This window comes from Kocuria sp. cx-455, from assembly GCF_057707085.1.
Genome location: NZ_JBYIPM010000001.1, coordinates 137,715 through 162,653 on the forward strand (window position 1 = coordinate 137,715; position 24,939 = coordinate 162,653).

The window sequence follows — 24,939 nt, forward strand, 5'->3', positions numbered from 1 at the left end:
GTTCAAGCATAGAAGCGATGCCTTCCGCGAAGGGGGTTGATCCTCTGCCCCCTATGAGCTCGAACTTCTCCGCCTACGCGATCAGCGATCAAATGGATAACGACCGATCATCGTCCATTCGCCTACGAGGTATCCATGCACAACGAAGCGCCCACGGCTTCCGTCCAGACGCAGTCCGCGACCCGCGGCACTTCCCCGAAAGCCCGACTCCCACTCGTCGTCTACGTCCTGGCGCTGGGCACGTTCCTCATGCTCACCACCGAGTTCGTGATCGCCGGGATCCTGCCTGACATCGCCAGCGATCTGCGCATCTCGCTGGCCCAGGCGGGTTCCCTGATCATCGTCTTCGCAGTCGGCATGGTCATCGGCGCGCCCCTGCTGGCACTGCTGACGATGCGGCTGTCGAAGAAGCTCACCCTCCTCATCGCCTTGGTCGTCTTCATCGCCGGGCACGTGGTCGTTGCCCTCAGCTCGGACCTCACGATCCTCACGGTCGCGCGCTTCGTCACCGCCCTGGCCACGGGCGCGTTCTGGGCGGTCTCTGCGGTCGTCGCCTCGAACATGGTCGGCTCCTCCTTGAAGTCCTCCGCCGTGGGGGTGGTGGCCGCAGGCGGCTCGCTGGCCACGGTGCTCGGCGTACCGATCGGCGCGTTCCTCGCCCAGCACGTGGGCTGGCGGGGCACCTTCTGGGCTCTCGGAATCGCCGCGGCCATCGCTGTGGTGTTCATCGTGCGGCTGGTCCCCGCAGACGAGGCGCACTCGCAGGGGTCAGCGCTGTCCGGGCTCGCGGATCTGCGTTCATCGCGGCTCTGGCTCATCCTGGCCGCGTGCCTGACCACCACGGGCGGCGTGCTCGCTGCGTACTCGTTCATCGCGCCGATCCTCACCGACCACGCAGGCGTTTCCGCCGGCCTCGTTCCACTGGTGCTCGCCGGATTCGGCATCTGCTCCTTCCTCGGCACCCTCCTCGGCGGACGACTGGGCGACAAACACGCCCACGCCGTGACGATCGCGACCCCCGCGCTGACCACGCTCGTGCTGCTCGCGATGGCCCTGCTGACGGGATCGACCTGGACCACCGTCGTCCTCGTCGTGCTGCTGGGAGCGTTCGGACTCAGCGCCAACAGCGTGCTCATCCACCTCGCCGTCGACTACGCAGGCCGGGCGGCAACCCTCGGATCAGGACTGGCCGTCGCAGCGTTCAACGCTGGCACCGCCATCGGCACCACGATCGCCGGAGCCACTCTCGCCTCACCCCTGGGCCTCGCTGGACCGGCGACCGTCGGCACCGTCATCGTCGCTCTCACACTGATCCCGACCATCGCGCTCGGTATTCTCGGCCGCAGCAGTCGGCCCGCGGCCGAGCCCGCGCCGGTCGCCGCCTGAACCGCCCCACAACGATTATTCGCTTCTATCCCACCTGGAGGTTCCACGAGCATTCCCACCGTCACGTTGAACAACGGCGTCGTCCTGCACCAGGCCCTGCCCAGCCGCTTCGACCTCACCATTGACGCCTACCGCGCCCTGGAGCAGCTGCTTGCCGACGGCAAGGTCCGCGCTATCGGGGTCAGCAACTTCATGGCCGAGCACCTCGACCGGCTCCTCGACGCCACCGACGTGGTGCCGGCGGTCAACCAGCTGGAGATCCATCCCTACTTCCACCAGGCCAAGCTGCGGGCCAAGGGCGAGGCCCTGGGCATTCTCTCGCAGGCGTGGTCGCCCATTGGCGGAGTCGTGTCCTACGAGGACACCGCGTTCTCCACGCCGTTGGAGGACCCGGCCATCGTCTCCATCGCCGAGGCGCACGGGAAGACTCTCGCGCAGGTCATCCTGGCCTGGCATCTGCAGGAGGGTCGCCGCGTGATCCCGAAATCGACCAACCCGGCCCGTATGGCGCAGAACCTCGACGTCTTCGACATCGAGCTCACCGGTGAGGAGCTCGCCCGGATCAATGCTCTCGACGCGGGCGTCCGCGGTGGCCCCGAGCAGGAGGACATGACCCTCGAGATCCACGGGCAGAACATCCGCGACGCCTGAACCAGACTTGTGGTTCGACGCCACTCCTGGCGCGACCACTACGCGCCCAGACCACACAAGAAGGAGAAACGACCATGACCACCACCGTCAACGCCTACGGAGCAATCTCGGCTACCGACCCGCTGGAGCCGATGACCATCGAGCGCCGCGACCTGCGTCCCCACGACGTGCTCATCGACATCGACTACGCCGGCATCTGCCACTCCGACATCCACACCCTCCGCGGAGAGTGGGGCGAGATCGCGTACCCGCAGGTTGTCGGCCACGAGATCGTCGGTCACGTCGCCGCCGTCGGCTCCGAGGTCACGAAGCACAAGGTCGGCGACCGGGTCGGCGTCGGTTGCGAGTCCGGCTCCTGCGGCCAGTGCGAGCAGTGCGCCAAGGGCGGGGAGGTCTACTGCTTGAAGGGCAACATCCAGACCTACGCCGGCGTGGACGTCGACGGCACCATCACCCAGGGCGGCTACTCGCAGGCCACCGTCATCGACGAGCGCTTCGTACTGAGCGTGCCCGAGGCGCTGCCGCTGGAGAAGGTCGCCCCATTGCTGTGCGCGGGCGTCACCCTCTACGCCCCGCTGAAGCACTGGAATGCCGGACCGGGCACGAAGGTCGCGATCATCGGCATGGGCGGCCTCGGCCACGTCGGCGTCAAGCTCGCCCACGCCCTCGGCGCAGAGGTCACCGTCCTCTCCCGCACGCTGGCGAAGAAGGACGACGGTCTCGCCTTCGGCGCTGATCACTACTTCGCCACCGAGGACCCGGCCACCTTCGCCGACCACCAGGCCGAGTACGACCTCATCCTCTCGACGGTCTCCGCGGGCATCGACTACGACGCCTACGTCGACCTGCTCGCCGTCGACGGCACACTCGTCCTCCTCGGAGCACCGACCGACGCGCTGAGCGTCACGCCGATGAAGCTCATCTCCCACAGGCGGTCTATCGCCGGATTGGCCAACGGCGGCATCGTCGACACCCAGGAGATGCTCGACTTCTGCGCCCAGCACGACGTGCTGCCCGAGACCGAGCTGATCGCGGCGGACGACATCAACGCGGCGTACAAGCGCGTCGTCGACTCCGACGTCCGCTACCGCTTCGTCATCGATGCCAAGACGTTCGGCTGACCCTTCGTCGTCCGTCCCCTCAGCAGATCCGGAGGAGCCATGAGCACCACAGTCCGAGGGATCGTCGTCGACCGCACCGGCGGCCCCGACGTGACCGAAGTCGAGCCCGGTGACCGGGTCGCCTACGCACGCTGGCGCGTCGGTACGGCAACGATCTCGCTGTGGTCTGGATCGATGCCCATCCCGACTCGGACACCCCGGAGACCGGCTACGACGGCTTCCACGCCATGGCCGCTTCCGTGCTGCTCGGGTACGGCGACCCGGAGATTCTCGATCTGCTCCCTGCGACCGTGGATGCGCAGCGGTTCGCCTACGCCGGCCTCCACGCGGGGGAGGAGGATGCGCTGGACAACGTCCGGCAGTGGGACATCCCGGTCTTCGGCCCTGATGATCTGCGCGAGATCACCGGGCCGCTGCTGGACTGGCTTGCCGAGACGGGGGCGGGCAAGGTCGCCATCCACCTGGACGTGGACGTCGTCGACAGCGACGAGGCGGTCCTCGGTCTGGGCACGGTGCCCGGGGGACTGAGCCGCGCACAGGTCCGCCGCATGATCGTCGACCTCTCCGCGCAGGCCGACGTCGTCGGGCTCACCGTTGCGGAGTACGTGCCCCGCAACTTGCTCCAGCTCCAGGAGATGCTCGACGGCCTGCCGCTCATCGACGAGGACGGTCTGCACTGACCCCTGCTCGAGCTCCAGCGCCGACAAACATGACATCGAGCACCAGACTGCTCTCGCGGAACATGCCCAGAAGGAGAGATCACAATGACTGCACCCGAATTCTTCGTCACTCCCGGAAACGGGGACCGCAATCGCGAGTTGTTCCACTACTCGCAGGCGGTCAAGATCGGTGACCGGATCGAACTCGCCGGACAAGGCGGCTGGAACGACGACTGGCAGTTCCCCGAGAAGCTCAGTGACGAAATCGACCAGGCCTTTCTCGACATCGACCGAACCCTGGCGACCGCGGGAGCCTCCTGGGACCACGTCGTCATCGTCCGCTCCTACCACGTCGACATCGACTCCGCGACCGTGGAGACCATGGCCGACCGGCTTCGTCGCTACCTGCCCGACCAGCCGCCGGTGTGGACCAACATCGGCGTCGCGGCACTGGGAGACGAGAACATGCGCGTCGAGATCGAAGTCACCGCTGTCCTGCCCGACTAAATCGCGATCTTCCCGCGTGGGCATCGCGGGAACGGCGTGATGCAGGTGGCCTCCGGCCCTCATCGATCGCGATCCGCTCCACCACTGCCGACGAAGCGATGAACCATAAGCCGGCAGCTCACGGACTGAGCAAAACACGGCCGATCCGGTCTGCGCAGGATGCTGCTTCGGCGCTCCTCAGTGGACGTCTCCATCGGCTACCTGGCGCTCCTTCTACCGGGGTTCTGCCTGTGGGTCGGCTACGGAATCGCTTCCGATGACACCGCCCTGGTCATCCCCCACACGGTGGCGACAGTCATCGCTGGCGTGACCATCGCGGTCGCCGTGCGCCTGCGTCGCATCGCGACCGACGACGCGCCAAGAATGTCTCCGAACTAACGGGATCCCACCTGACGGGTCCGGGCTCCATCGGGTCCATGTCTTCAAGCGTTCGCGCGATGTGGTCACCTACGACGCCTGATCTCCCCGTCGAGTGCCACACTCGCTGAGGTAGACGTGCCGACGAGAACCGGGCCGGTGCGCAGCGCATGGCCCTGCTCAGTTGCAGGTAGCGGCCGAGGACAGCTGGAGAGTGGGCCATGGTGGAGACCATGTCGCCCACGGTGCCGTGGCTCTCGACGAGGTCACCGAGCAGCTCGCGCGACGCGCCGACGGCGGTCCCACCGGCTTAGGCGGTCCAATCGGGGGCATGGGTGAATCCTCCTTCGTGCGTTCGTGTGCGCTGCTCGTCGGGCAGATCAGGATTTGATGAGCCGGGTGATGGCGTCGCTGGCTTCCTGGATCTTGGCGATGGCGGCGTCGTCGTCGCCCTGCTTGGCGGCGTCGAGGACGCAGTGCTTGAGGTGGCCGTCGAGCAGTCCGGTGGCGACGCCCTGCAGAGCCCGGGTAAGCGCGGAGACCTGGGTGAGGATGTCGATGCAGTACTTCTCGTCGTCGATCATCTTGGCGATGCCGCGGGCCTGGCCCTCGATGCGCCTCATGCGCGCCAGGTAGCGGTCCTTGTCGCTGATGTAGCCGTGCTGGTGGGCCTCGGCGTGGGTGCCGGTCTCGGTAACCGTGCTGTCGGTGGAAGCGTCGGCGGCGGCGTCGGTGGTCATGAGCGTGTCCTTCACTTCTGGCGCTCCAGGACGGAGCGGGTGCTGGCTTCGGGTGTGAGGTCGATGCGCCGCAGCAGCTGGGCGTTGAGCGCGACGACGACGGTGGAGATCGACATCAGGATCGCGCCGACCGACATCGGCAGGACGAACCCGACGGGCGCGAGGACGCCGGCTGCGAGCGGGACGGAGAGCAGGTTGTATCCGGCGGCCCACCACAGGTTCTGCTTCATCTTCCGGTACGCGGCCCTTGAGAGCTGGATGACCGAGAGCACCGAGCGCGGGTCGGAACTGGCGAGGATGACCCCGGCCGACGCGATGGCGACGTCGGTGCCCGCTCCGATGGCGATGCCGACGTCGGCCTGCGCGAGGGCGGGGGCGTCGTTGACACCGTCGCCGACCATGGCAACCTTCTTGCCCTCGTGCTGCAGCTGGGCGACCTTCGCGGACTTGTCCTCGGGACGGACGCCGGCGAAGACGCGGTCGATGCCGAGCTCCTGGCCGACCTCGTTCGCCACGGCCTCGGCGTCGCCGGTGATCATGACGACCTCGACGCCCAGCTCGTGGAGCGCGTCGACGGCGTCGCGGGACTCCGGCCGGACCTCGTCGGCGAGCTTGAGGCCGCCGACTACCTGCCCGTCGCACAGGACGTGGAGGATGATCGCGCCCTCAGAGCGCCACTCCTCGGCCGCGTCGACCTCGGACTGTTCGGTCTCTTCGAGCAGCCGGGGCCCGCCGACGCGGATCTCGTGGCCGGCAACGGTCGCGGTGACGCCGACGGCGGGTGAGGAGGTGAAGCCGCTGCCGGGCTCGAAGGCGAGGCTGCGATCCTTCGCGGCGGCGACGATGGCCCGGGCGAGCGGGTGCTCGCTGTCGGCCTCGGCCGAGGCGGCCAGGGCGAGGGCCTGGTCGGCGTCCAGGTCGCCCGTCGGCTCGACGCCGGTGACGGTGGGCTCGCCCCGGGTCAGCGTGCCGGTCTTGTCGAAAAGCACCGCGTCGACCTGGCGCATGGACTCCAGCGCGAGGCGGTCCTTGACCAGGACGCCGCCGCGGGCGGCGCGCTCGGTGGCGATGGAGACGACCAGCGGGATCGCCAGGCCCAGGGCGTGGGGGCAGGCGATGACGAGCACGGTGATGGTGCGAATGACGGCGTCGTCGGGGCTGCCGGTCAGCGTCCAGACGACCGCGGTGATCAGCGCTGCGCCGAGGGCGAACCAGAACAGCCAGGCGGCCGCGCGGTCGGCGATGCGCTGGGCGCGGGAGGAGGAGCCCCGCGCCTCGGCGACGAGTCGGTTGATGCCGGCCAGGGCCGTGTCGTCGCCGGTGGCGGTGATCTTGACCCGCAGGCCGGAGTCGGTGGCCACGGTGCCGGCGGTGACCGGGTCGCCCTCGCCTCGGGCGACCGGGCGCGACTCGCCGGTGATCATCGACTCGTCGATGTCCGCCTGGCCGTCGACGACGGTGCCGTCGGCGGGGACGCTGCCACCGGGGCGGACGATGACGACGTCGCCCACGCGCAGTTCGGCGGGGCCGACCTTCACGACGTCGTCGCCCTCGACGCGTTCGGCCTCGTCGGGCAGCAGCGCGGCCAGGGAGTCCAGCGCGGAGGTGGTCTGGGCCAGGGAGCGCATCTCGATCCAGTGGCCGAGCAGCATGATCACGATCAGCAGCGCCAGCTCCCACCAGAACTCGAGCTCGTGGTGCACGAGCCCGAGGGTAGCGGTCCAGGAGGCGAGGAACGCGACGGTGATGCCGAGCGCGATCAGCAGCATCATTCCCGGCTGGCGGCTCTTCAGCTCGCTAACGGCACCGGTGAGGAACGGTGTGCCGCCCCAGGCGTACATGACGGTGCCGAGCACAGCGGCGACCCAGCCCGCCCAGCCCGGCACCGAATAGCCCAGCAGCATGGCGAACATCGGCGAGAGCGCGACCACCGGGACCGCGATGACCAGGTTGATCCAGAACAGCCGGCGGAACTGGCCCACGTGGTCCCCATGACCGCCGTGGCCACCATGCCCGCCGTGCTCCGCGTGGTCGCCGTGCTGCATGCCGTTGCCCTGGTGGCCGGCGTGCGGGACGTCCCCGTGGCCCGGCGCGGTCGACGCGACAGCGTCGTGGTCGCTGTGCGCGGTCTCGTCGGCGACCTCGCCGTGGAGATTATGGTGCGCGGTTGGGTCCGTCATTGCTCTTCGCTTCTCCTCGTTCTTCCCCGGTCTTCCCTTCGATCGGGTCGTGCGTGTCTCGCCGCGGGCCTTGCAGGGCCCGCGGCGGCCGGTCAGGAGGCCGGCTGGATCTCGCTCTCGACGACCCACTTGTGGTTGGTCATCGTCATGCCGTCGGCCTCGTAGTCGACCATGTAGACGGTCTCGTCGGTGGAGGAGGCGATGGTGGCCTTCGCGCCCTTCATGCCCTTCATGTGCTCGGCCTCGAGGGTGACCTCGGTGCCGTCGGCCAGGCGCTGGTCACCGGCGTCCTTGATCTCCTCCTGCACGACCCACTTGTGGTCCTTGACCGGGTCGCCACCGGTCGTCGGGGTGAAGTTCACCGCGTAGGTGTAGGTGTCGAATGCGCCGACGATCGTGGCCTTCGCGCCGTCCATGCCCTCCATATGGTCGGCGGTCAGCGTCACCTTGGTGCCGACCGGGTACTTCGGCGACGTGGCCTTCTCGATGCCCGCGGGTGCGGGGCCGCCGTCCATCGGGTGGTCCATCCCGCCGCCGTCGCTGCCGGTCGAGCTGCCGCTTCCGTGGCCCTGATGCTGACTGGTCGACGAGGGCGTCGCCTGGTCCTGGTCCCCGCCGGTGCTACACCCGGTCAGCACGAGTGCTCCGCCGAGCACTCCTGCGGCGATGGCCGTCGTGAGGTGCTTGCGCATATGGTCTCCTATTCGTTTAGTCTGACCTGATCAACCCTATACCCCAGTGGGGTATAGATCAAATGGCCGGTCATCGCGTTCGTGAGGTGAGTAAGCGCAGATCGAGTCGGCGGAAACCGCAGCCGTGATGCCGCGGTCCGGCGCGTCGAAGGAGCAGGCCATGTTGGCGGCGTACTTGGCCGGATCGGAGTCGAAGGTCGGACCGTAGCCGGCGCAGCAGAACCAGTAGGGCCCGCCGTCGTAGTCGCAGAAGAGGCCCAGCGCACCGGCCGCCTTCTTGCTAACCGGGTTGCCGACCATGCCGGCGGCGAATGGTGCGAGACGCCGAAGATGCGTCTGGTCCGACCAATGTGTCTGGCCAGGACGTGACCCGCTCGATGGCGAACGGAGGAAGGTGCAGCAACTCACTTCGCCGACGACTACTTTGATGACTAACCGCGAGCCTGCCAGGATGGTTAGATGCAAGGTGAACAGGTCGTCAAAATTCGCGCATCATATGGTCCGGCCGAGTCCCCAGCCCTCGTTGAGATTTGGCGCAGCGCCGTGCGCGCGACGCACGACTTTCTCGAGGAGTCTGACTTCGATCGGATCGAGGGCAATCTTGCATCGGCCTATTTTCCTGCCGTGAGCCTGATCGTCGCCGAACGAGCCGGAGAACCGGTCGGCTTCGCCGGAATCGCTGAGGGAAATCTTGAAATGCTTTTCGTGACCGACGAGGCACGAGGGGAGGGCATCGGTACAGACCTGCTTAATGAGGCTATCGCCAATTTCAGGGTGACGAAGGTCGACGTGAATGAACAGAATTCTGGAGCCTGCGGTTTCTACCGCAGTCGAGGATTCGCACAGGTGGGACGCGACGTGCTCGACGGGGATGGGCGACCTTATCCGACCCTCCATCTGGAACTCAGCCAATAGCGGTAAGTGACCGCGTCTTGATCAGTTCATTCCAGCAGCGTGACGGCTCCGCTGCACAGGTCATAGACCGCCGGGTAGACGCTGGGGCCGACGTTCCAGAGCCGCCGTGAGCGGAAAGCGGGCACGGCGCGTGCGCATCAAGCGGTCCGCGATTTCTCGTCCCCCTTGAGTTCCGGGGACTCCGCTACATCCACGCTGGTCTTCCCGCTGGACGTCGCGCGGGGACGACGGCTGTACAGACGAGTTGCGCGCAGCCGTAGCCGCCGGGAACCGCCTGCAGCCGAGCCATCCGAACGTTGAGCTCGTCAGACACGGGGATGGCCATTGTGCTTGCGGTGATGGGTCAACGGCCGATGGCTCGATCGCCGCGAAGGGCCATGATCGTGCTCGTGGCCGTCATGATGGTCTTCTGGCGCCTCGGCGCAGAGAATCTCGCAGTACCAGTGCGAAATGGTGCTGCCGATCTGCGTGGGATAGGCCTCCACGATGAGCGCCCCTTCCCAGAAGGGGCGGATGAATGTCGCGGACAGGTTGATGCTGGTGAAGGACTCTCCAGGGTTGACAAGGGTGGAGCAGGCCGTGCCGATCGTGGCGTCGGCGAGCTCGGTGGGGAATCCGCCTGGATCGTCCCCTGCTCATTCGCGAAGCGGTCATGGCGTGCATCGGTGTGGATGGTCACCATCCGCCCGAGGTACTCGAGGACCGACAGGTCAACAGACGCAAGTCCGGGGCCGACGGCGGGGTCGTCGGCGATCCGGGCATTCGGTGAAGGATCGGTCACAAACGAGTCGAGTCCGGGTACTTCGCCCGCTCATTGAACGCCTACGGGCGGGCGGGGGAGCCGTGTGACCGGTGCGGTGCGCCCATTGAGCGGGTGAAGTTCATGAACAGATCGAGTTATTTCTGCCCGGTCTGTCAGCGGAAGCGCTAGTTAAACACGGTAGTCGATATTTATGACGAAGGTGTTCGTCACTACGATTAAATATGCATGCTATCCTCGCCACAGAGAAAGGGCATGTGTGATGAGCGGATATCGAATCAACCGTGAGCTGACCGAGTTCGGAAAACATGTGCGTGGCTGGCGCATGGTACTAGGGCTCACCGCGCAGCAGGTCGCCGAGCGCGCCGGAATTACACGGGACACCCTGCGCAAGATCGAGGCCGGGGACTCGGGGGTGGGATTCGGCAACGTTGCACAGGTGCTGCGCACCCTCGGTGTCCTCGATCAGGTCGTCGAGGCCGTCGACCCGCTCGGCAGTGACATCGGTCGTCTGCGCGCCGGCAACCTGACGAAAAAGCGTGCACGGTGACCACCGTCGAAGTTTATGTGGACCGGGCCGGACATCCGATCCTGGCGGGGCAGGCGCACTTCACCAGGCACCGCAGTCAAATTTCCACTACCTTCCTCTACGACCCGACCTACCTGATCGACGGCGGGACGAGTATCGACCCCGCCCTACGCCTCGTTTCTGGGGCGCAACACCAGGTCGGTCTCGTGCGGGCCTTTGCCGATAGCGCACCCGATCGCTGGGGCAGGAATCTCATCGAGAAGGCGGAGCGCGCTCGTACCCGCAAGGAACACCGAGCGCCGCGCAGGCCGGACGATCTCGACTTTCTCCTGGGCGTCAGCGACGACACGCGACAGGGGGCCCTGCGGTATCGGATTGCCGGCGACCGGTCGTTCGTCGGCGAGCCGTCGCACGTTCCCCCAACTGATTTCATTCCCGGAGCTACTGCACGCCTCTGACCAACTCTCCACGGAGGACGATCCCAGCGCGGCGGTGAAGCAATTACTGGACACTGGCGCGATCGGCCTGGGCGGTGCGCGGCCCAAGGCATCCGTGCGCCTCGATGACAGCACTGGGAGCGAGCGATGGCGACCACCCTTCGCAACCACGGCTTCCTCGCCGATCACGGCTCCTGGAGGCTCAGTCCCGCCTTCGATGTGAACCCCAATCCAGACCCGTCGCAGCCACGCGCAACGTCAATCATGGGGGCCGATGCGCTGACCGATGAAGCCGAAGCATTGCTGCCGCTGGCCGAAGAATGCGGCATGGGCGCTCAACAGACCCTAGAGCGGGTTAGCTACATATTGGCAACGATGGCGGGCTGGCGCGACGCCGCACCCAGTCGTAGCATTCGCGAGCAGGAGATCGGGATGATGGCGGAGTCGATCGACGCGCGCTTGGCGGCCGTGACTGCCGTGGTGAGCTGAGCCGGACCACAGCGTTATGGCCAAGGGATCCTGCGTGCTGCCCGCCCCCGAAGCCGCTTAACCTTCCCCCGTTTACTCCGAACGAACGCTTTGCACATCGTTCATCGAATCGCTGCGACCGCTGCCAGCGGCGTCCGCGGCGGTCTCGGCCCTGACGCGCTGATCGTCGGCGACCTCCATGACCCGCTCGGCCGCCACCGAGCCGGTGTGGCGCTCGGGGCGGGGATTGTCCTTGTAATACTGGGACAGGCGCTCCATGCCCTGATCGATCGTCACGGACGGCTTCCAGTCCAACAGCTTGTGCGTGTCCTTTTGATCGAACCAATGCGCGGTGGACATCTGCTCGGCCAGGAACTCGGTCATGGGCGGCTCGGAATCATGCCCGCGCAGCTTGGCCGGAATGTACGGCCACACCTTCTCGATGACCTTGCCCGCAACACGGGCCACCTTGCCCGGGACGGAGCGGGTGGGGGCATCGACCCCGGCTGCGGCGCACATCCGAGCAACCAACTCTCCCACGGGGCGGGGCTCGCCGTTGGTCACCACAATGGCCTTGCCATGGGTGACGTCAATGCGCTCGAGGCACCGGGCAATGGCCTCGGACGCGTTGTCAATGTACGTGGTGTCGATCATGGCCGCGCCGTGGTCGACGTTGGGCAGGCGGCCCGCGGCTGCGCGGTCCACGATCCGCTCCACGAGCTGGGTGTCGCCCGGGCCCCACACGATGTGCGGACGTATGACGGCGACGTGCAGGCCGCGGCCATCGGTTTCCAGGGCCAGCAGTTCGGCGGCGGCCTTGGAACGCGCGTAGTGTCCGCGTGCGGTGCGAGGGTTGGCGGGCTCGGCGCCCACACCCTCGATCGAGGTCCCGGCGTGCGCCACGGACGGGGAGGAGACGAACACGACGTTGTCCACACCGGCCTCCTGCGCGCAGCACAGCAGCACGCGGGTACCTGTGACGTTCACGTGCACGAAGTCTTCCCAATCACCGGCGAACGAGACCTTGGCGGCCAGGTGCACGATATCGTCCACACCCTCCAAGGCCTTGGCTACGGCGTCCGGGTCGGTCACCGATCCGAGCACCTCGTCCACGCCCTCGCGGTTGGCCACGGCGGCGTGTCCGCGCTGGAACACGCGTACGCGCCAGCCCTTCTCGAGCAGGGTGCGCGCGACCTCGCCGCCCAGCATGCCGGACGCACCGGTCACCAGGACGGTGCGGCCCTTGCCGGTCAGCTCGCCTTCGGTCGCGGTGGAGCCGACCACGGCGCGTGGCGAGGCGTTCGTGGAGTCGGGGGCGGACGACGTCGCTGTAGGTGCCGTGCTCGCGCGCTCGTCCTCACCGCCCCCGGGGGTGCCCGCACGGTGGCGGCCGGCGCGGGAGAGGGGGTCGGGGGTGATCTCTGGTGAATTGCTCACGGTGCGCTCATCTTTCCGCCGGAAAGTACGCGCTCAGCCCATTGGCTCAACGCGGCCCGATCAATCTTGGAATTGTGTCGGATGTCGGTGGGGTGTTCTGGAATTACCATAACCGCGCTCGGGCGGATTCCGGTGGCGAATTCCACCGTGGACCGCACCCGTTCGGCGAGATCACCGGGGGCCAGCCCCGGATTCTGGGGCGCCGGGTGCGTTTCGATCACAGCCACCGTGGTTTGTGAACCCTGCGGGCCAATTCCGACCAGTGCCGTGCGACCCACACCGGGAACCGTTTCGGCCGCGTGCTCGGCCGCGACCGGGGTCACGGGACCGCCGGACGTCTTGATCACGTGCGCCAACCGACCTTCCACCCACAGTCGTTCGTTCGCGTCGAAATGGCCGACGTCTCCGGTTCGGTGCCAGCCCGGGGTCTGGTCGGAGACGCGTTCGGTGATCCACAACCGGTCGTAGTGGTCCTTGGCATGCGGTGCCCGGGCCACGATCTCACCGGTGACACCCGGTTCGGTGGTGATCTCATCGGTGACGTTGCCGGCACCATCGAGGGGCAACACCGCAAGCTGGGCACCGTGGACGGGAGTGCCCACGCACACCCCATTGCCCGCACCCGCCATCCCGCGCTGGGCATCCTCCCGCGCGGCTCGGATGACGTCCAGGCTGACATCCGTGAGTGGCAATGCCTCGGTCATGCCGTAGGGCGTGTGCAGCTCCGCGGCCGGGAGCAGTGTCTGCAGGCGCTCCAGCAGCGCTTCCGGAATCGGCGCGCCGGCCGAGAGCATCAGGTCGACCCGGGCGAGCGCGTCGCGCTGCGCCGGGGCGAGCGCATCCGCGGTCGCCAGCACATTGTCGATGGCCGCCGGTGATGCGAAAATGGCGGTCGCGTCGATGGCCATGACGGCTTCCGCCAGCGCCCGTGCGGTCAATGTCTTGGGCTGGGTCACGTCCATGTCCGGTGTGACGGATGCGGCACCCAGCGCCGGGCCCAGCAATGCGAACGGTGCGAAGCCTGCCACCAGACCGGTCCCGGCGCGCAGACCGTAGGTCACGCGAATGGCATCGCGCATGCTCGCCATCTGACGGTGTGTGTACACCACGCCCTTGGCGGGGCCGGTGGAACCGGAGGTGAACAACACGGCGGCCTCGGCGTCGGGATCCACGAGCGGCAGTTCGCCGTGGTTCACGGTGGTCACCGAATCCAGGAGCTCCGGAACCGTGTGCTCGACACCCAGGGCCCTCTTGGTCACGGGATCCAGGCTCACCGCGGAGATCTTACGCCCCGGCCAGCCGAGGGCCTTGGCACCCACCAGGGCCTTGCGAATCCCGATGAACCAGTCGGGGGAGGAACCTTTGAGCGCGCGGGTCAGACCCTTGCGACCCAGGCCCTGATCAGCGACCACAATGACGGCGCCGATGCGCAGGCACGAGTAAATCAACGTGGTCAGCAGCGAACCGGGGGGAACCATGAGGTTCACGCGGTCGCCGGGGCGTACCCCGGTGCGTAGCAGGGCGGCACCGAGACGATCGACCTGGGAACTGAGCTGCGCCCAGGACACGGTGCGTTCCACGTTCAGGGCCGGTGCCGTGCCGTCCACGGTCTGGGCCACGGGGCCCATGTCGACCACGGCGGGGGAGTCGTCGGTGCGCCGCGCCTCGAGCTCGGCGAAGAACGGTGAGAAATCGTCCGAGGCGTTGGCGCGCTTCTCCCGGTGCTGCTGCGTAATGGGTAGGCCGGCGCCGAAGTGTTCGTCGAGCCACGTGAGGATGGGTACAGCGATATCGCGGGATTCACCGACCAGGTGCTTGGCGCCTTCGAACCGGTGAACGTCCGCGTGGGGCGCACGGCGCAAGAGGTCATCGAGGTAGCGCTGTTGGAACACCGGGTCGTTGGTGCCCCACAACAGCAGGGTGGGAACTTCACGCGCGCTCATGCGACCCGCGATGCGCTCGTAGTCGGCGTGCGAGGGATGATCCTCGGGTGCGGGAATGTCGGCCACGAAATGGGCAATGGCCTGGCGACGCTCGCGGGTGCGGTAGGGGGCCTTGAAAGCCTGCTTCACGTCACGGCTCGGCGCGGGATCGGCCAGGGCCAGTGTGGTGTCCAGAAACGCGGTGGTGTGCTTGGTGAGGGGTTCGTGCAAGGCGGAGTTCAGTGCCACCTGCAACGCGGTGGGGATCGGCTCCGAATTGTCGTGGTGCACCGCGGTGTTGGTCAGGATGGTGGCCGCGTGAATCCCCGAATGTTCCTGGGCCCAGCCCTGGGAGATCAGGCCACCCCAGTCATGTGCCAGCGTGACCACGGGAACGTCCGCGGTGTCAATGCCGAGTTCGGCGGTGAGGTCGCTCAGGTCCTGGACCCGGTCCTGCAAGCGTCGGAACAGTCCCGTGCGCTCGGAGAATCCCATGTCCAGCTGGTCCACGGCGACCACGCGCCAGGGCTGTTCGGCTTCCGTGGCGGCCCGGAGCACGCTGCGCCACAGGTAGGACCACGTGGGGTTTCCGTGCACCGCCAGGATGATGCCGCGGGCAGTCACCCCCGCCTTCTCCAGGGCGGGGCCGTTGTCCAGCAGGTGCCAGCGGCGCTTGCGCCCGGGCACGGGTTCCACGGCTGCCGTGGAGGCCACCGTGACGGTGGTGGACCACGCGGGATCGACACCCGGTAGGGCGACATCGGTCATCGGCAGTCGAGGTCCGGTCTGGGCCGATCGAGAGGTTTTCTTGCTCACGCTTGAACTCCAGTTTCTCCCAGGCGTTACCAGGCCAGTTCCATCAGGGTCGTGTTCAGGCCGGACCCCACACCCAGGCACAGCACCCGGTCACCGGGCGTCAAAGTCTCGGCCTGCAGCGCCAGGGTCATGGGCAGGGCGGCCGCGGCCACATTGCCCCAGAAGGGGAAGGTCAGCGGCACGCGGTCGGGGTCCAGTCCCATGTCCGCAATGAGTTTGTTGGTGTGCGAGTTGGAGACCTGGTGGGTCACGTAGCTGTCCATGTGCAGCCAGTCCCACCCGTCGTTCTCGGCCTCTCGCATGGCGTCGACCACCAGGCCCACCCCGTGATTGAGCAGTCCGGTGGCGTTGGTGATCATGCCTTCCTCGCCCCCCACGCACAGCTCGTGGTACTGGGTGCCCGCCCGAGTGACGGAACCCACGATGCGGTGCCCGTCCGGGTGCAGGTCCGCCGGGCCCACCACGGCGGCGGCCGCACCGGAACCCAGGGTGAGGGTGGCGAACTCCTGGACGACCTGATCCCGGGTGACGCCGGGCTTTTTCAACCGCTCCACGGCCGCGCGGTGCCACCGCAGGGGGTCCTCGCCGTTGACGATCAGGGCGTACTCGATGGCACCCGAGTCGATCATGGAGGACGCCACGGTCACGGCGTTGAGGAAACCCAGGCACGCATTGGTGATATCGAAGTTCAATGCCGAGCTGGGCATGCCCAGCCGGTGATGGATGCCCACGGCCACCGCTGGTTCGTAGTCGTCGCGGGTGACCGAGGAGTTGATGAACAACCCGATTTGCTCCGGCTTGATGCCTGCCTGGTCCAGTGCGGCCTGCCCCGCTTCGGTGGCGCCGTCCGAGAAGTGGCGCCCCGGGGCCCACATGCGGCGTTCCTCGATCCCGGCCAGTCGTTCGAGGAGGCCGCGGGGTAAGCGCACGCGCTTGAAGGTGTCGGCGAGCTCGTCATCGAACCGCGTTGAGGGCACCACCTCGTCTGCTTCCACCTTGGTAATGGACAGCACGGCTGCATTGCGGTTTTTTATGGTTGAGTTTCCGATCAACGTGGCGCTTTCGAGACTGGGCTCTCCCCGCGCCGTGATGAATCGGGAAACGATTCACCACCGTGGGCGCTCGAGCGAGCAGGCGGACTGGACCGGCTCAGTCTATCGACCAGGTCGAACCTTGCAGCCAGCGGCTTTCAGCCGTTTCTCTGCAGGCTGACTATTACCGGGCTCCGGATCCCCGGCCCCGCGCGGGTACAGTGGTGTGGTTGTGCGGGCCCGCCAACCCCCGGACGGGCGCCGCACGGTGGTGAACATCTCACGCTAGGAGCCCTATACGTGCACTTGAAGACCCTCACCGTGCGCGGTTTCAAGTCCTTCGCTTCGGCCACCACCTTCCATTTCGAACCCGGTGTCACCGCCGTGGTGGGCCCCAATGGTTCCGGGAAGTCCAACGTGGTCGATGCCCTGTCCTGGGTGATGGGCGAGCAGGGTGCCAAGTCCCTGCGCGGCGGCAAAATGGAAGACGTCATCTTCGCCGGTACCTCCGGCCGTTCCGCGCTCGGGCGCGCTCACGTGTCGCTGACCATTGACAACGCGGACGGCGCCCTGCCCATTGAATACAGCGAAGTCACCGTTTCCCGCACGCTCTTCAGAACCGGCGGTTCCGAATACGCCATCAACGGTCGCTCGTGCCGCCTGCTGGACATCCAGGAACTGCTCTCGGACTCGGGCCTGGGCCGCGAAATGCACGTGATCGTGGGACAGGGCCAGCTGGACCGCATCCTGCAGGCCACTCCCGAGGACCGCCGAGGTTTCATCGAGGAGGCCTCCGGAATTCTCAAGCACCGCCGCCGCAAGGAGAAGACCCTTCGTAAGCTCGATTCCCTGCAGGCCAACCTGGACCGCCTGGAGGATCTGGTGGGGGAGATCCAACGGCAGTTGACCCCGCTCGGCCGCCAGGCACGCACCGCTCGGAAGGCACAACGGATCCAGTACGACGTGCGCGATGCCAAATCCCGATTGCTCGCGGACGACCTCGAGCAGGCACGTGCCGCGTTACGGACCGACAGTGCCGCCAGCGCCACGACCCGGGCGGAGAAACAACGCCTCGAACAACTCACGGAGCAGCTCGCGGTGCGGCTGCGGGAGACCGAGGCGCACGCGGCTCGTACGGCACCCGTGCTCAATGCCGCCCGCGCCAGCTGGTACGAACTCAGTACCGTGCGTGATCAATTTCGCGCGCTCGCCTCGTTGGCGGGGGAGCGACGCAGGCTCCTGGGATCTGCCGAACCCGAACAGGACACGGGTCAGGACGCCACCCGGCTCGAGGAACACGCCGAACGCAGCCGGGCGGAAGCGGCCGGACTCCAAGAGCGGGTTACCGAGTCTCGGGAGCACCTGGCCACCGTCGAAGCAGCCCGCCACGAGGCCGAAGAAACGGCGCGGGCAGCCGAACAGCGCACCGCTCATCTGGTGCGCGAGGCCGCTGACCGTCGAGCGGGCCAGGCGAAATTGGCGGCCGCCGTGTCCTCCGCTCGATCCGGTTTGACCGCCGCGGAAGCCGATGTTGAACGGCTGCGCGTGGAGATCAACGACGTGATCGCTCGTTCCGAGAGTGCCCGCGGGGAACACGCTCAGCTGAGCGAACGCGCCGACAGCCTACGCACGGCAGCCGCGCGCAGCGCCGAGCTCGCCGAACACGCTCGTGAGACCACCGAGCAGGTCGAAACCGCCGCCCGCCAGGCCGAGGCCGAACGCCAGCGGGTGCTGCGCGAACAGCACTCCGTGACCGTTCGCCTGGACACCCTGCAGCAGTCAATGCCGCAACCCGATGGTTCGCGGGCCGTCTCGGCAAGTCACGGTGACTCCGTGCTGGGGGCGGTATCGGACGCAATACGCGTGGCCGAGGGCTGGGAACGCGCCGTGGGCGCCGCACTGGGGCCGTGGTCCGAGGCGCTCGCGGTTGCCTCCCACACTCGGGCGGCGGACATCTTCGCCTCGCTGCGCACCGAGGAATCGGGGCGCGTCAACGTGCTGGTGGCTTCCGGGCACGACGCCGCGGGCGAGCCACCCGCCCTGAACTCCCCCGAGGGAGCGGTTCCGGCGGTCTCGGCGTTGTCCGGTTCGCCACAGGCCGCCACCGATTCAGCGGCACAGGCGATCCTCACCGCGGTGCGCGGACTGCTGGCCACCACGATCCTGGTTCCCGATGCCCACACCGCGGTGGCCGTGATGGAGGGCGTCGCGGCGTCGGGAGCCACGGGGATCCGTGCCGTGACAGCGAACGGCGATGTCTTCGGCGCCCACCGGGCGCAGGGCGGCGCGGCAGAAGCCGCCGGCAGTCTCGAGATCCACGCGCAGATCGACAAGGCCCGTTCGGAGGCCGAGCGATGGTCGCGCGAACTGGCGACGGCGGCCGCGGCGGCCGAGCACGCCGAGGCCCTGCGCATCGAGGCCACTGCCAAGGCCCGCGAAGCCGGCGGGCTCGCACGGGACCGGCAGAAGGCCGCCTCCGAGGCCGCAAATGCCCTGGGTCGGGCCGAGGCGGTGCTGGCCTCGGCGGACGCGGAACTGCAGCGCCGTCGTGAGGCCCTTGCCACCGCACAGCAACGGCTCGATGAACGCGAAGCACTCTTGCGGGACGCGGTGGCCCGCGCCGAGGCCGTGGACAGCGGCGACGAGGAGACCCTCGAGCGGGATCAATTGGAAGCGGCGGCGGCGAAGGACCGGGCCGATCGCGCGGCACGGCAAGCGCGCGAAACCGAAACCCAGGCGAGACTGGCCCTGCGCGGGTTGGAAGAGCAGCATCGCTCGGCGGACTCGCGGGCCACGTCTCAGGCACGTGCCGCCCGGGCCGAGCGCGTGGCGCAGGCCGAGGCCGCCCGGCGCGCCGAACGACGCCGCGTGCGGGCCACCATTGCGCAGGCCGTGTCTCAGGCCGCCGAGCACCTGCGGTTGCGCGCCGAGGAGTCCGTGATCGAAGCGGCCCGGGTCCGAGACGCGGTGGACGTGGAACGCGCCGGACTGGACGAGGCGGCCGGGCGCCTGCGCGCCGAGCGCGACGATCTGGGCAAACAACTCAACACGGTGACCGAGCAATTGCACCGTGAAGAATTGGACCTGGCGCAGCGGCAGGCGAGGCTCGAGGCGCTCGAGAAGTCCTCGCTCGAAGAACTGGGGATGACCCCCGACTACCTGGTGAATCACTACGGACCGCACCTGCCCGTCCCCGACGCCGACGCCGTGTTGGAAGCCGCCCAGGACGCGGAGGAGCGCGGCGAAACCCAGAACCCCTCGCGCATGCCGGCCATGACGGATCCCGGTGCGCCGTTCCGGCGCGCCGAGCAGGAGACCCGGTTGCGGAGGGCGGAAAAGCAGCTCAAGGCGCTGGGCAAGGTGAACCCCCTGGCGCTGGAGGAATTCGCGGCGCTGGAGGAACGTCAGGGTTTCCTGGTGGAGCAGCTGGAGGACGTCAAGAACTCCCGCTCGGATCTGCGCAACATCATCCGCCAGGTGGACGAGCACGTGGAACGCGTGTTCACCGAGGCTTACCGGGACACCGCCGAGCAATTCGTGCAGGTCTTCGCGACCTTGTTCCCCGGGGGGGAGGGGCGGCTGCGCCTGACCGACCCGGATGACATGCTCACCACCGGCGTGGACGTGGAGGCGCGCCCGGCGGGCAAGAAGATCAAGCGACTGTCGCTGCTGTCCGGTGGCGAGCGCTCGCTGACCGCGCTGGCGTTGCTCGTGGCCATCTTCAAGGCCCGGCCCTCGCCGTTCTACGTGATGGACGAGGTCGAGGCGGCCCTGGACGATCGCAACCTGGGTCGCCTGCTGAGCATTTTCCAGCAGCTGCAGGAAAGTTCGCAGCTGATCATCGTGACGCACCAGAAGCGCACCATGGAGATCGCCGACGCCCTGTACGGCGTGTCCATGCGCGGTGACGGGGTGAGCCTGGTGGTGGGGCAGAAGCTCGCGGAGCTGCGCTGAGCGGGATCAGCCCCGTTGGTGCTGGTCGTCCGGGTTCTCGTTCTTGGGGTTCTCCTCCGGGGGCATGGTCTCCTTGGCCGGCAGCCACGCGAGCGCGGCCAGGAGCATGAGGCCGCCGGAGACGCCGAACGCCCACCCGAAGCCGGCGGCGTCCGCGAGTACTCCCGCCAGGATCGGACCCAGGATCTGGCCCGCATCAGCGCTCATTTGGTAGCGAGACAGCACTCTGCCGCCGGCGCGCTCCGGACCGATGACGTCTGCCACCGCGGCCTGCTGGCCGGGGTTGAGGGTGCCGGAGCCCATGCCCGAGATCAGGGACAGGATCACGAACAACGGGACGGATGAGGCCAGTCCCACGCCAATGGTGGCCAGGGCGCAGACGCTCAATCCGGTGAGGATGAGCGGTTTGCGGCCCAGCTTGTCGGTCAACCGACCGGTGAATGTGAGGGCCAGGGCGTTACCGGCCGCGAACACCGCGAGGGCCAGCCCGGCAACCCGCGGGCCCTCTCCGACCAGCTGAACGGCGAGCAGGGGGATGAGGGCCACGCGCACGCCGTAGGCCGTCCACCCCGTGGCAAAGCTGGACACCAGGGCGGAGCGGTAGGCGCCCACCTGGAAGGCCTCGTGGAACGTCATGGGCGGCTGCGGGTTCTTGGCCTTGCGGGCCGCGAGGGTCTCGTCCTTGAGCCGGAGGTAAACCACGGCGGAGGCGATCAGCAGCGCCACCGCGTAAATGATGAACGGTGCCTGCATTCCGAAGCCGGCGAGCAAGCCACCCACGACCGGCCCCAGGATGCCGCCCAACAGGAACGCGGTGGCGTAGAACCCGGAGATCCGGCCGCGCATCCGAGGCGGCGCCAAACGCACGATCAAGCCCATGGCCGAGACCGTGAACATGGTGGAGCCAACACCGCCCAGGCCGCGGAACAGCAGCAACTGCCAGTAGGTCTCGGCGAACGCGGTGGCCGCCGAGGATACCGCCACGACCAGCAGACCGATCAAATAGGTGGGGCGTTCACCCAGCTTGTTCACGACCGCGCCGCTGGCCGGGGCGAACAGCAACCGGCACAGCGCGAACGCGCTCACCACGGCGGAGGCCGCGGCCACGCCCACGCCGAAGCTGGAGGCGAACTGGGGCAGCACCGGGGCCACGATTCCGTAGCCGATGGCGATCACGAAGGCCGCCGCGATGAGCACCTTGATCTGGGAGGGCACCTTCTCCTTGCCGCCGGGGACCACCGGCTGAGGGCCCGTGACGGGTGTGGAGCTCGGATCGGTGGGCGCGGGATCTTCGTTTGGGTGGGACACGTCGAGCAGTTTATGGGAGATTAGAAACGTGACCACGACTCAATGGATTTGGATACTCGTTATAGCCGTCCTGGCGGTGGCGCTCATGGTGATTTTCGGCACCATGCTGCTGCGTAAACCCAAGGCTCCCAAGGGCGGATACCAACACACCCGGGACATCGTCGACATCCCATCGGCCGAGGGCGACGTGCTCGTCGAGGAGCGCCCGGCCACCACCGTGGAGCGGCCCGAATCGGCGCTGGGCCGCATGGCGCGACTGCGCGGGCGCCTGTCCAAGTCGAACAACGTGTTCGGCAAGGGACTGCTGGCCCTGCTGTCCCGCGAACGTATTGACCAGGACGTGTGGGACGAGATCGAGGACACGCTGCTGATGGCGGACCTCGGTACGGATGCGTCCCTGGAACTGGTGGAGAACCTGCAGAAGCGGGTGCGCGTGGAGGGCACCCAGGACCCCGCGCACGTCAAGGCCATGCTGCGCGAGGAGCTGCTCCAGCTCGTGGATCCCGCAATGGATCGCACGATCAATTCCGTGGGCGCACCCGGCAAACCCGCGGTGGTTCTGGTGGTGGGCGTCAACGGCGTGGGCAAGACGACCACGGTGGGCAAGCTGGCCCGTGTGCTCGTGGCCGAGGACAAGGACGTGCTGTTGGGCGCGGCGGACACGTTCCGCGCCGCAGCCGCGGACCAGCTCGAGACCTGGGGCGCCCGGGTGGGAGTTGCCACGGTGCGTTCCGAGAACGAAGGCGCGGACCCGGCGTCGGTCGCCTTCGACGCGGTGCAGGCGGGCATCGACCAGGAGTCGGATGTGGTGCTCATCGACACCGCCGGCCGCTTGCAGAACAAGGCCGGGCTGATGGACCAGCTGGGCAAGATCAAACGCGTGGTCACCAAAGCCGCCGAGGTGGACGAGGTGCTGCTCGTGATCGATGCGACCACCGGTCAGAACGGCATGAGCCAGGCCAAGGTTTTCGCGGAGGCCGTGAACATCACCGGCATTGTGCTGACCAAGCTCGACGGCACCGCCAAGGGCGGCATCGTGGTGGCCATCCAGCGCGCCCTGGGCGTTCCGGTCAAGCTCATCGGCCTGGGCGAGGGTCCCGATGACCTCGCCCCCTTCGACGCCGAGCAGTTCGTGGACGCGCTGCTCGACTGAGGACCGCGCCGCCGCGAGAGGTCTTGCGCCCGCCCCGTTGACGGGGCGGGCGCCTTTTCATACGTGCTCTCGTAACGCGGTTGTCACCTGAGGCGGGCAAAAGAAACACGATCGAAACCAACCCCGAAGCACAGCCGAAACACACCCGCTCTTTACTCGATAGCAACGGATAACCGTTGTACGAAACTTTGAGACGGAGACGAGGTGAGCTCGCGTGGAATTGACGGCGGGACACGTGTGGACTTTGGTGGCTGCGGGGCTGGTGTTCTTCATGACACCGGGTCTCGCGCTCTTCTACGGCGGCATGACCCGGGCCAAGGGCGTGCTGAACATGATGATGATGAGCTTCATCTCCATTGCGATCGTGGCGGTGGTGTGGGTGCTGTGGGGAGCGTCCATGTCCTCCGGTGACGCGATCCTGGGCGGACTGGTGGCCGATCCCACCGCCAGCTTCGGCCTGAGTGGGCTGGTCGGTTCCGAGGACCTGCTGGGCAGCGCCTTCGGCATCACCTTCGCCATCATCACCGTGGCCCTGATTTCCGGCGCCGTTGCCGATCGCACCCGGTTCGGCAGCTGGGTGGTGTTCACCCTGCTGTGGATCACCGCGGTGTACTTCCCGCTGTCGTTCATGGTGTGGGGCGGTGGCCTGTGGTCCGAGGGCGGCGCCCTGGCCGAGATCTTCGGGGAGCCCATCGACTTCGCCGGGGGACTGGTGGTGCACATCAACGCGGGGGTGGCGGCACTCGTGCTCATTCTGTTGATCGGCGCCCGGAAGGGCTTCGGTAAGGACTCCGGTCAGCGACCCCACAACCTGCCCCTGGTCATGCTGGGTGCGGCGATCCTGTGGTTCGGCTGGTTCGGCTTCAACGTGGGTGCCGCGGCAACCGCCGAGCAAGCGGCGTTGATCTGGACCAACACCCTGGTGGCCCCGGCGGCCGCGATGCTGACCTGGTTGCTCACCGAGAAGATCCGCGACGGCCACGCCACCTCCCTGGGCGCCGCCTCCGGAGTGGTGGCCGGCCTGGTGGCCATCACCCCCGCATGCGCCAACGTGTCACCGCTGGGCGCCATTGCCCTGTCCGCCGTGGCCGGTGTGCTGTCCGCGCTCGCGGTGGGCATGAAATACAAAATCGGGTTGGATGACTCACTGGACGTGATCGGCGTGCACCTGGTCTCGGGCATCGTGGGTACGGTGGCACTGGGGTTCCTGGCCATTCCCTCCGAGGGCCAGGCCGGCCTGTTCTACGGCGGCGGTTGGGCGCTCATGGGTGCCCAGGTGAGCTCCACCGTGTCCGTGGTGCTCTACACCGGTGTTCTCACGCTGATCATCGGCCTGCTCATCAGACTCACCCTGGGCCTGCGCATTTCCGCCCAGGACGAGGTGGACGGCATCGATGTCACCCAGCACGCGGAATCCGCGTACTCGCTCAGGGATGAGGCCACCGGCTACTTCGCCGGGACCGCGCCCTCGCGAGCCCTCCCGGGGACCGCTGAGGCTCCCGTCCATGCCAAGGAAGGATCTTCCCTGTGAAACTCATCACCGCCGTTATCCGGCCGGATAAGTTCAGTGACGTCAAGGACGCACTGGAGGCCTTCGGAATCCAAGGAATGACTGTGCTCACCGTGCACGGCTACGGCCGGCAACGCGGTCACAACGAGGTCTACCGCGGGGCCGAATACACCGTGGACCTGTTGGAAAAAGTACGGGTGGAAACACTCGTCGCGGACGACATCGCCGCGGACGTGGTCAACGTGATCGTCTCCTCGGCCCACTCCGGTTCCGCCGGGGACGGGAAAGTCTGGGTCACCACCGTGGACGAGATGGTGCGCGTGCGCACCGGCGAACGTGGGGAGTCCGCGCTGTAGCCGCGCGGCGGCGTCGGCAACCGACATGCACCGGACGCACCGTGGGACGG

General features: G+C 67.5%; 23 protein-coding genes and 1 pseudogene. 15 read left to right on the forward strand and 9 right to left on the reverse strand.

What is annotated here, in order from left to right; translation table 11 throughout:
• Positions 1-135: 135 nt before the first annotated feature.
• The 6 genes from AC3ENJ_RS00635 (at position 136) to AC3ENJ_RS00660 (ending at position 4,702) form a co-directional block, all read left to right on the forward strand.
• Positions 136-1,386, forward strand: coding sequence for an MFS transporter (locus AC3ENJ_RS00635; RefSeq protein WP_431812716.1), 1,251 nt, complete (start codon positions 136-138; stop codon positions 1,384-1,386).
• A gap of 66 nt (positions 1,387-1,452) precedes the next feature.
• Complete coding sequence (locus AC3ENJ_RS00640; RefSeq protein ID WP_431812717.1) at positions 1,453-2,037, forward strand: aldo/keto reductase; 585 nt, start codon at positions 1,453-1,455, stop codon at positions 2,035-2,037.
• A 74-nt stretch (positions 2,038-2,111) separates the two neighbouring features.
• The gene (locus AC3ENJ_RS00645) at positions 2,112-3,158 is read left to right on the forward strand and encodes an NAD(P)-dependent alcohol dehydrogenase (protein WP_431812718.1); all 1,047 of its coding nucleotides are present in this window, start codon (positions 2,112-2,114) and stop codon (positions 3,156-3,158) included.
• 131 nt (positions 3,159-3,289) lie between these two features.
• Positions 3,290-3,838 carry an arginase family protein gene (locus AC3ENJ_RS00650; protein WP_431813139.1) on the forward strand — a complete coding sequence of 183 codons (549 nt, stop codon included), beginning with the start codon at positions 3,290-3,292 and terminating at the stop codon, positions 3,836-3,838.
• A gap of 84 nt (positions 3,839-3,922) precedes the next feature.
• The gene (locus tag AC3ENJ_RS00655; protein WP_431812719.1) at positions 3,923-4,324 is read left to right on the forward strand and encodes a Rid family hydrolase; all 402 of its coding nucleotides are present in this window, start codon (positions 3,923-3,925) and stop codon (positions 4,322-4,324) included.
• Between the two features lie 159 nt (positions 4,325-4,483).
• A complete protein-coding gene (locus AC3ENJ_RS00660) occupies positions 4,484-4,702 on the forward strand; it encodes a hypothetical protein (protein ID WP_345311556.1) in 219 nt (72 codons plus the stop codon).
• Between the two features lie 359 nt (positions 4,703-5,061).
• On the opposite strand, the gene AC3ENJ_RS00665 is transcribed toward AC3ENJ_RS00660, so the two are convergent.
• The 4 genes from AC3ENJ_RS00665 to AC3ENJ_RS00680 all read right to left on the reverse strand — a co-directional run bounded on the left by AC3ENJ_RS00665 (position 5,062) and on the right by AC3ENJ_RS00680 (position 8,593).
• Positions 5,062-5,436, reverse strand: coding sequence for a metal-sensitive transcriptional regulator (locus AC3ENJ_RS00665; RefSeq protein WP_431812720.1), 375 nt, complete (start codon positions 5,434-5,436; stop codon positions 5,062-5,064).
• Positions 5,433-7,601: a heavy metal translocating P-type ATPase gene (locus AC3ENJ_RS00670; protein WP_431812721.1), complete on the reverse strand. Its 2,169-nt coding sequence runs from the start codon at positions 7,599-7,601 to the stop codon at positions 5,433-5,435. The genes AC3ENJ_RS00665 and AC3ENJ_RS00670 overlap by 4 nt, the downstream gene beginning before the upstream one ends.
• Before the next feature lie 92 nt (positions 7,602-7,693).
• Positions 7,694-8,293, reverse strand: a complete 600-nt coding sequence (locus AC3ENJ_RS00675) for a YdhK family protein (RefSeq protein WP_431812722.1) — start codon at positions 8,291-8,293, stop codon at positions 7,694-7,696.
• Between the two features lie 36 nt (positions 8,294-8,329).
• A complete protein-coding gene (locus tag AC3ENJ_RS00680; protein ID WP_431812723.1) occupies positions 8,330-8,593 on the reverse strand; it encodes a hypothetical protein in 264 nt (87 codons plus the stop codon).
• A gap of 159 nt (positions 8,594-8,752) precedes the next feature.
• Here AC3ENJ_RS00680 and AC3ENJ_RS00685 point away from each other — a divergent pair, with 159 nt between their 5' ends.
• Entirely contained in the window at positions 8,753-9,208 is a 456-nt protein-coding gene (locus AC3ENJ_RS00685) for a GNAT family N-acetyltransferase (RefSeq protein WP_431812724.1), read from the forward strand.
• Positions 9,209-9,513: 305 nt separating this feature from the next.
• On the opposite strand, the pseudogene AC3ENJ_RS00690 reads toward AC3ENJ_RS00685, so the two are convergent.
• Positions 9,514-9,816 (reverse strand): annotated as a pseudogene (locus tag AC3ENJ_RS00690) (PaaI family thioesterase); the annotation flags it as partial.
• 206 nt (positions 9,817-10,022) lie between these two features.
• Here AC3ENJ_RS00690 and AC3ENJ_RS00695 point away from each other — a divergent pair.
• The 4 genes from AC3ENJ_RS00695 (at position 10,023) to AC3ENJ_RS00710 (ending at position 11,423) form a co-directional block, all read left to right on the forward strand.
• On the forward strand, positions 10,023-10,139 hold the full coding sequence (locus tag AC3ENJ_RS00695) for a zinc finger domain-containing protein (RefSeq protein ID WP_431812725.1): 117 nt from the start codon (positions 10,023-10,025) through the stop codon (positions 10,137-10,139).
• Between the two features lie 91 nt (positions 10,140-10,230).
• Positions 10,231-10,518, forward strand: coding sequence for a helix-turn-helix domain-containing protein (locus AC3ENJ_RS00700; protein ID WP_431812726.1), 288 nt, complete (start codon positions 10,231-10,233; stop codon positions 10,516-10,518).
• Entirely contained in the window at positions 10,515-10,955 is a 441-nt protein-coding gene (locus AC3ENJ_RS00705) for a HipA N-terminal domain-containing protein (RefSeq protein ID WP_431812727.1), read from the forward strand. Before AC3ENJ_RS00700 ends, AC3ENJ_RS00705 begins: the two co-directional genes overlap by 4 nt.
• A 126-nt stretch (positions 10,956-11,081) precedes the next feature.
• Complete coding sequence (locus AC3ENJ_RS00710) at positions 11,082-11,423, forward strand: hypothetical protein (protein ID WP_431812728.1); 342 nt, start codon at positions 11,082-11,084, stop codon at positions 11,421-11,423.
• Positions 11,424-11,495: 72 nt separating this feature from the next.
• Here AC3ENJ_RS00710 and AC3ENJ_RS00715 read toward each other — a convergent pair whose 3' ends face one another.
• Genes AC3ENJ_RS00715 through AC3ENJ_RS00725 form a run of 3 tightly spaced genes read right to left on the reverse strand, consistent with a single transcriptional unit; the run spans position 11,496 to position 16,629 of the window.
• On the reverse strand, positions 11,496-12,839 hold the full coding sequence (locus AC3ENJ_RS00715) for an NAD-dependent epimerase/dehydratase family protein (RefSeq protein ID WP_431812729.1): 1,344 nt from the start codon (positions 12,837-12,839) through the stop codon (positions 11,496-11,498).
• On the reverse strand, positions 12,836-15,577 hold the full coding sequence (locus AC3ENJ_RS00720; RefSeq protein WP_431812730.1) for an alpha/beta fold hydrolase: 2,742 nt from the start codon (positions 15,575-15,577) through the stop codon (positions 12,836-12,838). Before AC3ENJ_RS00720 ends, AC3ENJ_RS00715 begins: the two co-directional genes overlap by 4 nt.
• Before the next feature lie 26 nt (positions 15,578-15,603).
• Positions 15,604-16,629, reverse strand: a complete 1,026-nt coding sequence (locus tag AC3ENJ_RS00725) for a 3-oxoacyl-ACP synthase III (protein WP_431812731.1) — start codon at positions 16,627-16,629, stop codon at positions 15,604-15,606.
• A 279-nt stretch (positions 16,630-16,908) separates the two neighbouring features.
• On the opposite strand from AC3ENJ_RS00725, the gene smc reads away from it, so the two are divergent.
• The gene (gene smc / locus AC3ENJ_RS00730) at positions 16,909-20,562 is read left to right on the forward strand and encodes a chromosome segregation protein SMC (protein WP_431812732.1); all 3,654 of its coding nucleotides are present in this window, start codon (positions 16,909-16,911) and stop codon (positions 20,560-20,562) included.
• A gap of 6 nt (positions 20,563-20,568) precedes the next feature.
• On the opposite strand, the gene AC3ENJ_RS00735 is transcribed toward smc, so the two are convergent.
• Positions 20,569-21,870: an MFS transporter gene (locus AC3ENJ_RS00735; protein WP_431812733.1), complete on the reverse strand. Its 1,302-nt coding sequence runs from the start codon at positions 21,868-21,870 to the stop codon at positions 20,569-20,571.
• Positions 21,871-21,898: 28 nt separating this feature from the next.
• On the opposite strand from AC3ENJ_RS00735, the gene ftsY reads away from it, so the two are divergent.
• The 3 genes from ftsY to AC3ENJ_RS00750 all read left to right on the forward strand — a co-directional run bounded on the left by ftsY (position 21,899) and on the right by AC3ENJ_RS00750 (position 24,889).
• Entirely contained in the window at positions 21,899-23,023 is a 1,125-nt protein-coding gene (gene ftsY / locus AC3ENJ_RS00740; RefSeq protein ID WP_431812734.1) for a signal recognition particle-docking protein FtsY, read from the forward strand.
• Between the two features lie 214 nt (positions 23,024-23,237).
• Positions 23,238-24,554, forward strand: coding sequence for an ammonium transporter (locus tag AC3ENJ_RS00745; RefSeq protein ID WP_190780189.1), 1,317 nt, complete (start codon positions 23,238-23,240; stop codon positions 24,552-24,554).
• Positions 24,551-24,889 (forward strand): P-II family nitrogen regulator, encoded by a 339-nt coding sequence (locus tag AC3ENJ_RS00750; RefSeq protein ID WP_190780190.1) that lies wholly within the window; start codon positions 24,551-24,553, stop codon positions 24,887-24,889. Before AC3ENJ_RS00745 ends, AC3ENJ_RS00750 begins: the two co-directional genes overlap by 4 nt.
• The last annotated feature ends 50 nt before the right edge of the window (positions 24,890-24,939 follow it).

Bases quoted from the DNA above. Each gene is read 5' to 3' on its own strand.
- AC3ENJ_RS00710 (WP_431812728.1), top strand. From the start codon at position 11,082: ATGGCGACCACCCTTCGCAACCACGGCTTCCTCGCCGATCACGGCTCC.
- AC3ENJ_RS00635 (WP_431812716.1), top strand. From the start codon at position 136: ATGCACAACGAAGCGCCCACGGCTTCCGTCCAGACGCAGTCCGCGACC.
- AC3ENJ_RS00670 (WP_431812721.1), bottom strand. From the start codon at position 7,601: ATGACGGACCCAACCGCGCACCATAATCTCCACGGCGAGGTCGCCGAC.
- AC3ENJ_RS00680 (WP_431812723.1), bottom strand. From the start codon at position 8,593: ATGGTCGGCAACCCGGTTAGCAAGAAGGCGGCCGGTGCGCTGGGCCTC.
- AC3ENJ_RS00675 (WP_431812722.1), bottom strand. From the start codon at position 8,293: ATGCGCAAGCACCTCACGACGGCCATCGCCGCAGGAGTGCTCGGCGGA.
- AC3ENJ_RS00655 (WP_431812719.1), top strand. From the start codon at position 3,923: ATGACTGCACCCGAATTCTTCGTCACTCCCGGAAACGGGGACCGCAAT.
- AC3ENJ_RS00685 (WP_431812724.1), top strand. From the start codon at position 8,753: ATGCAAGGTGAACAGGTCGTCAAAATTCGCGCATCATATGGTCCGGCC.
- AC3ENJ_RS00645 (WP_431812718.1), top strand. From the start codon at position 2,112: ATGACCACCACCGTCAACGCCTACGGAGCAATCTCGGCTACCGACCCG.
- AC3ENJ_RS00700 (WP_431812726.1), top strand. From the start codon at position 10,231: ATGAGCGGATATCGAATCAACCGTGAGCTGACCGAGTTCGGAAAACAT.
- AC3ENJ_RS00660 (WP_345311556.1), top strand. From the start codon at position 4,484: ATGCTGCTTCGGCGCTCCTCAGTGGACGTCTCCATCGGCTACCTGGCG.